Below are 12136 nucleotides of genomic sequence, written 5' to 3'. Positions count from 1 at the left end.
CGGTACATCCGCATCCGCGGAAGGAAGGCCTCGGCGTACGCCGAGGCCTCCTCCGCAGTCTTGTGCATTTTCCAGTTCCCAGCAGCAATGAGGAGACGACCCATGCAAGGACCCCTTTACCTCATCATGTACTGAGCAAGGTCAACTACACGGCAAGAGTACCCCCACTCGTTATCGTACCAGGCAAGAACCTTCACCATATTGCCGATGACCTTGGTGGAGAGAGCATCAACAATCGAAGATTCCGTGGTATGGAGGAAGTCCATCGACACAAGAGGCTCTTCACAGTAGGCAAGAATGCCCTTGAGCTCTCCCTCGGCGGCTTTCTTTAAGGCCTCGTTCACTTCTTCTTTGGTTGGCTCTTTCTCGACCACTGCCACAAAGTCCACAATGGAGACATCGGGAGTGGGTACGCGAATGGCCATGCCGTCGAGTTTCCCCTTGAGATCAGGAATAACCTCACCCATGGCTACAGCAGCACCGGTCGTCGTAGGGATCATGGACATGGCTGCAGCCCGGGCTCTCCGGAGATCCTTGTGGGGAAAGTCGAGAATAACCTGGTCGTTCGTGTACGCATGGACAGTGGTCATAAAACCTCGCTGGATCTTAAAGTTCTCGTGCAAAACCTTGACAATCGGAGCAAGACAGTTTGTCGTGCAAGAAGCATTTGACACAATATGGTGATTCGCTTTATCGTACATAGTGTGGTTTACGCCCATAACGATGGTCACATCGGGGTTCTTGGCAGGAGCGGTGATCAAAACCTTTTGAGCTCCTGCTTGGAGATGCAGAGAGGCTCCCTGACGATCGGTAAACTTTCCAGTCGATTCGATAACGAGTTCCACTCCCAAGTCCTTCCAGGGAAGCTGAGCAGGGTCTTTCTGGGCAAAAACCTTAATGCTCTTTCCGTCGACGATGAGGGAATCCTCTGTTGCCTCAACCTTGTTTGGAATCCTCCCATGGACAGAATCGTACTTTAAAAGATGGGCAAGAACCTTGGCGCTTGTAAGGTCGTTGACCGCCACGACCTCTATGTCACCGCCGACCTCAAGAATTCTTCGAAACACCAGTCGCCCAATCCTTCCAAAGCCGTTAATTGCGACTTTCATTGCTCCTACCTCCTTTGCCTGAATGACTTGAGCACCTTATGATACACAAACTCCTAAAAAAACGCAAGAAAAGAGTACCGAGGAGGTACTCTTTTCTTGCGCGCACTTCATATAATGGCCCTTTCGGTGTTGATATCGAATACGTGCATCTTGCTGGTGTCAACGACAATCTTCATGCTGGCTCCGACCTCGGTATGCGTCTGCATATCGAGGACGGCAACGATGGTGTGCGGACCCGAGGTGAGGTAGATAATCTGTTCAGAGCCGAGAGGTTCGATAACGTCCACCACTGCATCAATAACGTTGCCATCGTCCCGAAGCATTTCCTTAGAAACAGCAAGATCGTACACGTCCTGCGGACGAATACCGAAGGTCACCTCTTTGTTCACATAAGGCTCAAGGGCGGCTTTGTACTCAGCAGGGACTTTAATCTTGAAGGAACCCCCATCGAGTACAAGGGTGTCGTTCTCCTTTTTCAGGGTCACGTCGAGGAAGTTCATGGAAGGGGTACCGATGAAACCGGCAACGAATTTATTGATGGGCTTGTTGTAGAGCTCAAGAGGAGTTCCAACCTGCTGCACGACGCCGTCTCGCATGACAACGATACGGTCTCCAAGGGTCATTGCCTCAACCTGGTCGTGGGTAACGTAAATCATCGTGGTTTTCAGGCGGTCGTGGAGCTTTGCGAGTTCAGCCCGCATTTGAACACGGAGCTTGGCGTCGAGGTTCGAAAGGGGTTCATCGAAAAGGAACACCTTGGGGTGACGGACGATGGCCCGACCGACAGCAACTCGCTGCCTTTGTCCTCCAGAGAGTTGCTTCGGCTTCCGGTAGAGGAGTTCCTGGATACCAAGAATTTCAGCTGCTTCCTTAACTCGTCGGTCAATTTCGTCTTTGGGGAATTTCCGGAGACGCAACCCAAAGGCCATGTTATCGTACACGTTCATGTGAGGGTACAGAGCGTAGTTCTGAAAGACCATGGCAATGTCGCGGTCTTTGGGTGGCACATCGTTGACAAGAACATCGTCAATGTAGATTTCACCTTCATCCACTTCTTCAAGTCCCGCGATCATCCGAAGAGTTGTGGTTTTTCCGCACCCCGAGGGACCAACGAGAACCACAAATTCCTGATCCTTGATTTCGAGACTCACGTTATTGACTGCGATAACGTCTCCAAACCGCTTCACAACGTTCTTCAAGGTAACACTCGCCATCTATGTTCCCCCTTTTCGAAAAAATGGAGAGTTCACCACTCAGAAACATTTTAAAAGATTCCAGTTCCTCTGTAAACCCTAAGGGGCTTGCGACTGCCCAAGAAAGCTGGTATATTGTGGTCGATTCTAACCAAAATGGAGAAAGCGGGGATAGACATGGCTAAGTGTGAAGTTTGTGGGAAAAAGAGTGCCTTTGGAAACCAAATTAGCCACTCCCATCGGGTGAGCCGAAGGCTCTGGCGACCGAACATCCAGAGGGTACGGGCTATAGTGGGAGGAAAGGTGCAGCGACTCTACGTGTGCACTTCCTGCCTCAAGGCGGGAAAGGTGCAAAAAGCATGAGCCCGATAGAGTTCTCTATCGGGCTCTCAGTACACCCGAATTCGCGCCGAAAGGCGCCGCACGGTCTCTCGGATGTCTGAAGCGGTAAACACGAGGGACCCCGCTACGATAATTGAAGCTCCGCAAGATGCGAGAAACTCGATGTTTTCCTCTTTAACCCCACCATCAATCTCCACGTCAACTTTGAGTCCTCTCTCCCGAATCATCTTACGAAGGGCGCGAATTTTCTCCTCCATTCCGGGGATGAACTTTTGACCCCCAAAGCCTGGATTCACGGTGAGAAGGAGCACAAGGGCTACTTTTTCAAGGACATGGTCAAGAATGGTAAGAGGTGTCCCAGGACATAGAGCAAGACCGCTTTTCTTACCCAATCTGGCAATATCCTGGAGTACGGCGTCAAAATCCGGCACCGCTTCCACATGGAAGCTTATGAGATCAGCCCCGGCCTGGGCAAAGTCCCGCACGAATTGCCGTGGGTTATCCATCATGAGGTGCACATCGATGAAGGCCTCAGGGAGTATCTTCCGAACGGCCTCAACAATGAGGGGACCAAAGGTGAGGTTGGGAACAAAGTGTCCGTCCATGACATCCACATGGATAATCTCTGCGCCACCCTCCCAGGCCGCAAGGAGCTGTTCGCGAAAGCAAGAGAAATCACAGGAAAGAATCGAAGGAGCAAGCTTTGCCACCTATCTCCCTCCCCTACTCGAGCTTCTTTTCCCAGTAGTAGTACCCATTGAGGAAAATGATGACTTTCCCCTTCCCCTTGGTGGATGCCGAAACTTCGACGAGTTCTTCACCCTGGTGTTCCCGCTCGTACACAACTCGTTCTCCCAGCTCGTCCTGAACCACCACCTGGACGGTGATGGGGTTTTGAGAGGAAGGAAGAACAAAGCGAAGGTTGAGGGCTTTCTGTCCCTCAACCTGCGGTTGAGGCTGCTCTCTTCCCCGGGCTACCTGGAGACGGACGCCACTTCCCCGAGGCAAAAACTCTCCCCCCTCTGGGTCCTGTCCAACGACGATTCCAGAGGGCCGTTCTGCCGAGGGAACCTCTTCTGTAGCCTCGACAACGAGACCGCTCTGGGAAAGTACTTCCTGAGCCTCCTCGAGACGAAGGCCAACCACATCAGGGACTTGGACTTCCTCGACCTCTTTTGCCTTTCCCGCCGAAACGAGAAGGTTCACACTACTCCCCAAGGAGAGTTTTGTCCGGGGCGAAGGGTTCTGGGAGATAACATACCCCTGGGGAAGAGTATCATGGCTCACCTCGACCACCCTTCCAACCCGCAAACCTTGAGCCTCAAGAAGGCTCTGCGCCTCTTCAAGGCTTTTACCCCGAACATCCGGAAGAATGACCTGTCCTTCTCCTTGAGGACCAGGGAGCATACCCGATAACATGCCACCATTGACCACCACCTGCAGGCGACTGCCTCTTTTTGCTCTTACGCCAGGAGGAGGATCCTGCTCGAGCACCACAAGGGAGGGAACGTTCGCATCCTGTACCACCTGTGCCACCTCAAGCCGAAAGCCAAGACGGGCTGAACGGTTCAAAGCCTCAAGAAGTGGCATGTTTCGCACATCAGGAACAGGTACACTGCCCCCAGCAATGTACCTCTCAAAAAAAAGGAATCCCACGAAAAAGCTCACAAAAAGACCAAGCCCAAAGAGAAACGTTGCTCCAAAAACCCTGCCGAGAAACTCAAGGAGATGCGATCCCTTCGCTTTCTCCCTTTCCTTCATTTCACTTTCCTCCAGGCTGCAATAAAGAACCCATCACAGAAGTACTCATGGGGCCAGATGAAAACGAATCCTTCATTCTCCCAAGGGGCAATGCCATTGCCCAATCGTACCCGCTCGATTTCTGCTCCCTTCCTTCTCTCGAAAGCTTCGACAACTCCAACAGTCTCTTCCCGGGTCAAAGCGCATACAGAGTATACCACGAGCCCTCCGGGTTTGACTACGCGAAGAAGAGAAGAGAGGAGCTCAAGCTGCTTCTCCGCACAGAGTGCTACATCTTCCTTCTGTACTCGGAGCAGAACCTCTGGGTTCCTGCGGATGGTACCAAGGTTTGAGCAAGGAGCGTCAAGAAGAACCCGATCCGCAATATTCAGGAAAGCATCGGGAAGCTTGAGGCAATCGAGAACTGCCGGTTGCACTATGGTGACACCACTTCGCCTGAGTAATTTCTCGAGAGTCCTGATGCGTTTCTTGTTCCTATCCCAAGCAAAGATACGTCCTTTGTTCTCCATGAGTTGAGCAAGGAGGAGGGTTTTTCCTCCAACCCCACAACAGGCATCCACAACGCACTCTCCGGGTTGCGGGCGAACGAGGTGCCCCACAATCTGGGAACCCAGATCCTGGGGGTAGAAGAGTCCCTGAGTGTACTCTGGAGTTTGCAGAAGCTCCGAGTAACTTGCAACAACCTCGAGAGCCCCCTGAAGAAGAGTTTTTCTGCTCGGAATACCCCGCTGGGCAAGGAGGTCCTGCAGTTTTTCTTCACCCACCCGCAACGTATTGACTCGGACAAAAAGAGGGGGCGGAAGAGCCAGAGAACGTAGAAGGGTGGAAACCGCCTCTTTTCCAAGAACCTCTCTCCATTCTTCCTCAAGCCACCGAGGCACATCCACTCCCCACTCCCCCGCCTCTCCCCGGTACTTTACGAGGTCCCTGCTTACACCACGGAGAACCGCGTTAACAAGGGGAGCAAAAGCAGGGTATCCTCCTTCTTTCACCACTTCAACCCACTCATGAACAGCAGCAAAAGGGGGTACATGAGTGTGGAAGAGGAGCTGGAATATTCCCAGGCGAAGGACATTATGGACCACGGGAGGAAGCCTTTCCCAGCGGGGAAGAAAACCCTTCGCAAGGGCATCAAGCTTCTCTCGAAACTTCACCACTCCCCGCACAAGGCTCACGAGGAGATCCCGCTCATGAGGTGTGTATTCCCGCGAGCAGGCAGTATACGCCTGGTCAAGAAAAACAATCTTTCCTTCCTCAAGGCGAACAAGGAGAGAAAGGGCGTCGCGGCGATACCTGTCAACCAATACTTCTACTCCCTGCTTTCCCGCAAAAGGAAGAGTCGCACAAGTTGCAGTGCAGCCATCGCAGTTGCTGCAACGTAAGTTAAAGCAGCTGCCTGGAGCATTTGCCGAGCCAGGGGTTTCTCATCCCTATCGATGAGTCCGAACCGCTCCAAGATGTTCAGGGCTCTCCGGCTGGCATTGAATTCCACAGGAAGGACCACAAGCTGAAAGAGCACCGCAGCACTGAAAAGGAGAATACCAATATCCATGAGCGGTCGGAAAGCGAAGAGAAAGCCCAAGAAGAAGAGGGGAAGAGCAAGCTGTGACCCAAACCCTGCTACAGGAACGAGAGTACTCCGGAGAGCAAAAGGAGCATAGCCTTCACGTTTTTGGAGAATATGCCCCACCTCATGAGCCACAATGGCAAGGTCCGCTATGGAGGTTCCACGGGCTACCGCCTGCGAAAGACGCAAGGCCTCCCGAGACGGATCGTAGTGATCTGTCAAGGCCCCAGGAATTTCCTCAACCCGTACACGGAGCCCAAGACGTTCAAGAAGCTCTGCCGCAACTTGCCACCCGGAAAGACCCACGCGAGCCCTCTTCCTCGAAAGGAGTGCATATGTCTGTGTCACCTTTGCGTGCGCATAGAGAGCAAGAATAAGCGCAGGGATGAGGAGAAGAAAGGTCGGGTCGAAAAAGAACACTTCACCTCACCTCCTAACCAATAGTCTGGCCTTCAGCAACACGGTATCCACAAACAAACTCCCACGCCGACATGGATCGTCTCCCTTCCGGCTGGAGTCTCTCCAAAACCACCAATCCCTCTCCCGTGCACACCAAAATTCCCCGATCCCTCTCTATACGGTAAATAGTCCCGGGAGGACAAGAAGTTCCATCCTCCCTCTCCCAGGAAGCTCCAAGAACCTTGAGGCGTTTCCCCTTGAAGAAGGTGTAAGCTCCTGGAGAGGGAAAGAAGGCCCGAACCTGGCGAACAATGTACCAGGAAGGACTCTCCCAGAGGATGCGGGCTTTCTCCTTTTCCACAAAGGGCGCGTACGATGGTTCTCCCTCCTGAGGTCGAGGTATCACCTTGCCACTCCTCCAGGCGGGCAGAGTCTCACAGAGCAATTTTCCTCCCGTTGTGCCGAGTCGCTCAACAAGGGAGAGATAGGTGTCGTCTGGTGCCACAGGAACAGGTTGCTGCGCCAGTATTGGCCCGGTATCTACTCCCTCGTCCATGAGCATAATGGTGACCCCGGTCACCTCGTCACCGTTGAGAATTGTCCAGCGAATAGGGTCAGGACCACGGTACTTAGGGAGAAGAGAGGCATGAACGTTGAGGCAACCAAGGGGAGGAAGAGAGAGAATTTCCTTTTTGAGAATTTGCCCGTAAGCCGCAACCACAATGGCATCGCACTCAAGAGATCGGAGAAGATTCACAAAGTCTGGGCTATTCACTCGCTCCGGCTGCCACACGGGAAGCCCCAGACGTTTGGCTTCCACTCCTACTGGAGGTGGCGAAGGACGCAAACCCCTTCCCGTCGGACGATCCGGGCGGGTGACAACTCCAAGGATCTCAAAACGGGTATCCTGCGCTAACTCGGTAAGAACCTTTACTCCAAAAAGCGGCGTTCCCATAAAAACGAGGCGCAAATTTACAAAGACCCCCCACGAGCAATTTTTTTGAGCTTGTTACTCAGAAGGAGCCTCTTTGCCGGATGGAGACGGTCCACAAAGAGAATTCCATCGAGATGATCGATTTCATGCTGAAAAACTCGGGCAAGAAGTCCCTCAGCTTCGATCCTTATCTCTTTTCCCTGAAGGTTAATCCCCCGAACGACAACCCGAAGCGCCCGCTCAACCTTTCCGTAGACTTCAGGAATGCTCAGGCAACCCTCTTCTCCAAGTTCTTTTTCCGAACTCACGGCGGTGATTTCAGGATTGATGATGACCAAATCCTCTTTCGTTTCAGGATGGAGCACGGTGATAATCCGAAGAGGAACCCCGACCTGGTTTCCCGCAAGACCTATACCCGAAAAGGCGTGCATCGTTTCTCGCATGTCCTGGGCAAGATCCACAATTTCCTGGGTAAGATCGGTGATCGGACGAGCTTTTTCCCGAAGCACAGAACTTCCGTATTTTTCGATAACTCGAAGCGACATTACGCATCCTCCTCACGGAAAGACAGGCTCAAAAGACCATTCTGCCCCCGAGCGGGGAAATGCCTGAGCACACATGGCAAACACCTTTTCTGCATCCTCATCGGCATAGCGAATGACGAGTTCTGCACTTCTTGCACGTTCCTTTCGAGGACGCACACTCGAGAAAGGCCCAAGAACCTGAATCCCCTGAGCCACGAAGAGATCTTTCACGGATTTGAGAACCTGTAACGCCACTGCTTTATTCCGAGCCCGGACAATGATTCGGAAAAGGCGCACAAAAGGAGGATAGAGGAGAATTCTCCGTTTTTCAAGCGATGCCGCATAGAAAGAGGACCAGGGCTTGAGGAACTCATGAAGCTGTGCAAGGCTCCGCTGGCTCCCCTGAACCACCACCTGGGCCTCTCTGGGAAGAAGCCGCACAATCTTCTGCAAACGGAGGTAGAACTCCTCCCGAGCTCCTACTTCAGGAAGGCTCAGCCACTCGTCAAGGGAATGAACCACAAAAAGAGAAGCCCGCTCAAGAATGCTCTCCCGCAGGAGAGCACTCGTCCCCACAAGGATAGAGGGAGCCCTAATTTCCCCTCTCCATCCCTCTTCATCGCTTTCCGGGTCGACCCGCTCCTTCCACACCCACGGGAATGCCCTTTCAACCTCTTCGAAAACCTTCTCTATGCCCTGTCCCCATTCCTCCCAATGTATACCCCCACAGGATGGGCACGCACTTTCGGGGACTTTTTGAAAATGGCAGATAGGACATACAAGGAGGGTAAAATCCCGATGGTACCGAAGGGCAATGCCACAAGAGGGACACGTATAGTAAAAGCCGCACTCCTGACAACCCAAGGCTGTAGCGTAACCCGTCTTCTGCACCCATATAAGGACGACTCCACCTTCCTGCACCGTTTTAGCGATGAAAAACCGAGTGGGAGGGAAAAGGGAGTACTTCCTCCACTTACGCCGGGCAACAACCCCCCGGATGTTCCCCGCAGCTTGGGGCGCAGAGGACGTACCCCTCACATCTACAGCCTTTTTCGTCCACCCAAAGTACACCCGCAGAGGAGGAACAGCACCAACAATGTGCAAGTGCCCTCCAAGGAAGCGCACTCGTTCTTCAAGGACCTCGGTAATGTTGCAACGAGGAGTTCGATCGGGAAAATACCCCTTCTCTTCAGGGTCAAAGAGAACAAAAACCTGGAGGTCCCGGTGGGGAAAAGAAAAAGCAGCCATCCGAGTTCCCACGACGACCTCAAAATCTCCCTCAACGACGCGCAAGAACGCACCGAGTCGTTCACGGGTACCCAAACGACTGTCGTAGCGCACAATGGATGAAGGGGAAAGAAGTGTCTTCAGGAAGTCCAAAAAGGCATCCTCCCGCTCAAAATCTGGGAAGAGAAAGAGAACCTTTTTACCCTCTTCTTGAGCCTTCTTGAGAATCCTTGTGGCGAAAATCTCCCGTTCCTCCGTTCGGGGAATTTCCCAAAAGGAAAAACTTGAGGAGGATAAAGAGGACTCTGCAAAAGGCCACCTTTCGGGCTCCACCCGCAAGACCCCGGTCTTAAGGAATTTCTCCCAATCCTTCCCGGAAATGCCGCATCGTTCCCGGAAGAGGAAACCATTAATCCCCCCAGGTGGAAGAGAACCCAGTTGCTCACGAAAAGTGGAAATATTCTCTCCCTCAAATACCCGGAGAGAGAGGTAACGCCTGTACGACTTACGGGAGGGTGGTACAGAAGAAGCAATGATCTCCCCAAGAGGAACAAGGTAGAGCACGGAAAGCCTTCGAAGAAAGGCAAGGAAAGGAGGGGGGAGAGGGGGAAGAGGTTCTACGGCGCGGATTTCCTTAAGCCCTTCGACTTCTTCTCCACCCCATTCCACCACCCAGCCGGTCATAATCCGGTTGTGGAAATCCACCTCAACGGTGCTTCCCAACTGGAGATCCCGGGAGAGCGAATCAGGAACCGCGTAGGAAAAAGTTCGAAAGAGGGGGAGAGGAAGAGCAACCTGGACGATAGACTTCATGAGAGGAAATGGGATACGAGATGAGCGACAATTTCCTCAGCCACGTCGGTTTTGGGAAGGAGAGGAAGCTCCACTTCGTTCCCCTTCCGGTCGAGAATCCATACCTTATTGGTCGAGGCGGCGAACCCCGTTCCCTCTTGCCCCACAAGGTTAGCCACCATTACGTCCACCTTTTTTGCGCGGAGCTTTCGTCGAGCCTCTTCAAGGACGTTTTCGGTTTCAGCACAGAAACCCACCACAATTTTTTCACCCTTTCTTTCTCCTATTTCCCCAAGGATATCAGGATTCGGAACAAGGGAAAGAGTGAGATTACTCCGGCCTCGCTTGATCTTCGTCGGAGAAAAGGAAACAGGGCGAAAGTCTGAAACCGCCGCACACATGATCAGGACATCGCACCACTCAAAGGACCGAAGAACAGCCTCTCGCATGGAAAGCGCCGTTTCTGCAATTTCCCACTCAACCCCAAAGGGAACTCGAACAGAAAGAGCACCCGCGATGAGCTTAACTTCTCCACCCCACGCACGGGAGACGCTCGCCAGGGCACATCCCATGAAACCACTTGAAGGATTGGAAAAAAACCGCACCGGGTCTATCCACTCTCGGGTAGCTCCTGCAGTAATGAGAATTCTCTTTCCCTCAAGATGGCGAGGTACATGCAGAGCTTGAAAAACTGCCTCCACTATTTCCTCAACCTCCGGCAAACGCCCTTCCCCTTCCTCCCCGCAGGCCAGTTTTCCAGAAGAAGGAGGAATAACCCGCACCCCTCGTTGCTTGAGAATTTGCAGGTTTTCCTGCACCACCGGATTCCTCCACATGCTCACGTTCATGGCTGGCGCAAGGAGGACTTTCCCTGGCTCCACAAGGAGCAAGGTACTCAGGAGATCGTCGGCGATACCGTGAGCCATCTTCCCTATAATATTTGCCGTCGCAGGAGCAACGAGGATGAGGTCGTGGCTGCGCGCCAGGGAAATATGGGCTAAGGAGGCGCCCTCCTCAAAAGAATCGGTGTACACCCGTTGCCCCGTCACCGCTTCAAAAGAAACCCGTCCCACTATTTCAAGGGCATGGCGCGTCATGCAGGTGGTGACCTGAGCCCCTTTATCCGTGAGGTATCGCGCAAGGCTCACAACCTTAACCGCAGCGATACCCCCCGTAACCCCAAGAAGAATCCGCTTACCCTGGAAGAAAGAAGAGGGATGGTAGGGCGTCATTCCTCGGCAAACTCAAACTGAATTTTATCCTCAAGGACCTCCTGGAGAGCAATGAAAAGAGGCTTGTGAGGTTCCTTGAGTTCAACCAAGGGATGAGCTCCCTCGTTGAGCTGACGAACGCGCCGCGCCACCACAAGAGACAGGATATACGCATTACCCGTTTTCTTTACGAGGTCATCGATAGAGAACACGCACTTTCACCTCTCTCGGATCCGACAGCGCTCGGCAATGATAATGGCGCAGAGACGCTGTACCGCTTCTTCGAAGACATCGTTCACCACAAGGTAATTGTAGTCCTTGATGCACTGCATCTCAAGATTAGCGTTGGTCATCCGCAGGAGAATCTCGTCCTCTGGATCGGTGTTGCGTTTGCGCAGTCGTTCTTCAAGAACCCGAAGTGACGGGGGAGCTATGAAAATGAAAATCCCCTCCGGACAACTCCTCTTTACCTGGAGCGCTCCCTGAACATCAATTTCAAGAATAACATCAAAGCCTTCCTTTCGCCATTCCTCTATGGGACGCCGAGGCGTGCCGTAGTAGTTTCCGTGGACCTTTGCCCACTCTATGAACTCTCCCGCTTCTCTCATTCGCTCGAAAACCTCAGGGGTCACAAAGTAGTAGTCCACTCCGTTTTCCTCCCCCGGGCGCGGGGGACGCGTCGTACAGGAGATTGAGTACTTCAACCCGCTGCAGCGCTTCATGACCTCTTTTCGAAGGGTGCTCTTGCCTACTCCAGAGGGTCCAGAAATGACAAAAAGGAGGCCCGCCATGGCTACTCTACATTGTGCACTTGTTCTCGCATCCGCTCAAGTATGGTCTTCATGTCCACAACAAGAGAAGAAATCTCTTTATCCTGAGATTTGGCCCCGATGGTGTTCACTTCCCGGTGCATTTCCTGAAGGAGGAATTCGAGCTCTCGACCCACAACCCCATCCTGACTCAGGAGATTCCGGGCCCGTTCAATATGGGCCCTGAGCCGAACAATTTCTTCATGGATATCACTGCGGTCTACATAGAAGAGAACCTCCTGGAGAAGGAGAGCCTCGTCCACCTTCT

At 52.9% G+C, this 12136-nt stretch carries 15 protein-coding genes; 1 reads left to right on the top strand and 14 read right to left on the bottom strand.

The genetic code is table 11. From position 1 onward, the window contains the following. From tpiA to ugpC, 3 genes are all read right to left on the bottom strand, one after another. Positions 1-104, bottom strand: a 104-nt coding sequence (tpiA, locus tag H5U36_05525; GenBank protein ID MBC7217605.1) for a triose-phosphate isomerase, incomplete at its 3' end; no start/stop codon positions are given. Between the two features lie 12 nt (positions 105-116). Then, positions 117-1109, bottom strand: a complete 993-nt coding sequence (gene gap, locus H5U36_05520) for a type I glyceraldehyde-3-phosphate dehydrogenase (GenBank protein ID MBC7217604.1) — start codon at positions 1107-1109, stop codon at positions 117-119. Between the two features lie 107 nt (positions 1110-1216). Then, the gene (ugpC, locus tag H5U36_05515; protein ID MBC7217603.1) at positions 1217-2323 is read right to left on the bottom strand and encodes a sn-glycerol-3-phosphate ABC transporter ATP-binding protein UgpC; all 1107 of its coding nucleotides are present in this window, start codon (positions 2321-2323) and stop codon (positions 1217-1219) included. Between the two features lie 156 nt (positions 2324-2479). Between ugpC and H5U36_05510 the strand changes: the two genes are divergently transcribed. Then, positions 2480-2665, top strand: coding sequence for a 50S ribosomal protein L28 (locus H5U36_05510; GenBank protein ID MBC7217602.1), 186 nt, complete (start codon positions 2480-2482; stop codon positions 2663-2665). 26 nt (positions 2666-2691) lie between these two features. Here the strand turns inward: H5U36_05510 and rpe are convergent, their stop codons facing one another. The 11 genes from rpe to H5U36_05455 form a co-directional block, all read right to left on the bottom strand. After that, complete coding sequence (rpe, locus tag H5U36_05505) at positions 2692-3354, bottom strand: ribulose-phosphate 3-epimerase (GenBank protein MBC7217601.1); 663 nt, start codon at positions 3352-3354, stop codon at positions 2692-2694. Positions 3355-3367: 13 nt separating this feature from the next. Next, complete coding sequence (locus H5U36_05500; protein ID MBC7217600.1) at positions 3368-4405, bottom strand: PASTA domain-containing protein; 1038 nt, start codon at positions 4403-4405, stop codon at positions 3368-3370. After that, positions 4402-5709, bottom strand: a complete 1308-nt coding sequence (locus tag H5U36_05495; GenBank protein MBC7217599.1) for a hypothetical protein — start codon at positions 5707-5709, stop codon at positions 4402-4404. The genes H5U36_05500 and H5U36_05495 overlap by 4 nt, the downstream gene beginning before the upstream one ends. 5 nt (positions 5710-5714) lie before the next feature. Then, the gene (locus tag H5U36_05490) at positions 5715-6392 is read right to left on the bottom strand and encodes a zinc metallopeptidase (GenBank protein ID MBC7217598.1); all 678 of its coding nucleotides are present in this window, start codon (positions 6390-6392) and stop codon (positions 5715-5717) included. Between the two features lie 13 nt (positions 6393-6405). Beyond that, the gene (locus H5U36_05485) at positions 6406-7341 is read right to left on the bottom strand and encodes a methionyl-tRNA formyltransferase (GenBank protein MBC7217597.1); all 936 of its coding nucleotides are present in this window, start codon (positions 7339-7341) and stop codon (positions 6406-6408) included. A gap of 2 nt (positions 7342-7343) precedes the next feature. Then, on the bottom strand, positions 7344-7850 hold the full coding sequence (def, locus tag H5U36_05480; protein MBC7217596.1) for a peptide deformylase: 507 nt from the start codon (positions 7848-7850) through the stop codon (positions 7344-7346). 12 nt (positions 7851-7862) lie between these two features. Next, the gene (locus H5U36_05475) at positions 7863-9869 is read right to left on the bottom strand and encodes a hypothetical protein (protein ID MBC7217595.1); all 2007 of its coding nucleotides are present in this window, start codon (positions 9867-9869) and stop codon (positions 7863-7865) included. Then, positions 9866-11080, bottom strand: coding sequence for a bifunctional phosphopantothenoylcysteine decarboxylase/phosphopantothenate--cysteine ligase CoaBC (gene coaBC / locus H5U36_05470; protein ID MBC7217594.1), 1215 nt, complete (start codon positions 11078-11080; stop codon positions 9866-9868). The genes H5U36_05475 and coaBC overlap by 4 nt, the downstream gene beginning before the upstream one ends. Further along, complete coding sequence (rpoZ, locus tag H5U36_05465) at positions 11077-11271, bottom strand: DNA-directed RNA polymerase subunit omega (protein ID MBC7217593.1); 195 nt, start codon at positions 11269-11271, stop codon at positions 11077-11079. The genes coaBC and rpoZ overlap by 4 nt, the downstream gene beginning before the upstream one ends. Positions 11272-11277: 6 nt before the next feature. Beyond that, entirely contained in the window at positions 11278-11850 is a 573-nt protein-coding gene (gene gmk / locus H5U36_05460) for a guanylate kinase (GenBank protein MBC7217592.1), read from the bottom strand. A 2-nt stretch (positions 11851-11852) separates the two neighbouring features. After that, positions 11853-12136: DUF1732 domain-containing protein (locus H5U36_05455; protein ID MBC7217591.1), on the bottom strand; the 284-nt coding region annotated here is incomplete at its 5' end.

Origin of the sequence: Candidatus Caldatribacterium sp., from assembly GCA_014359405.1 — a bacterium.
GTDB lineage: Bacteria > Atribacterota > Atribacteria > Atribacterales > Caldatribacteriaceae > Caldatribacterium > Caldatribacterium oleiphilum.
Note: the sequence above shows the minus strand (reverse complement) of the source record. Positions and strands in the feature narration are given on the sequence as shown.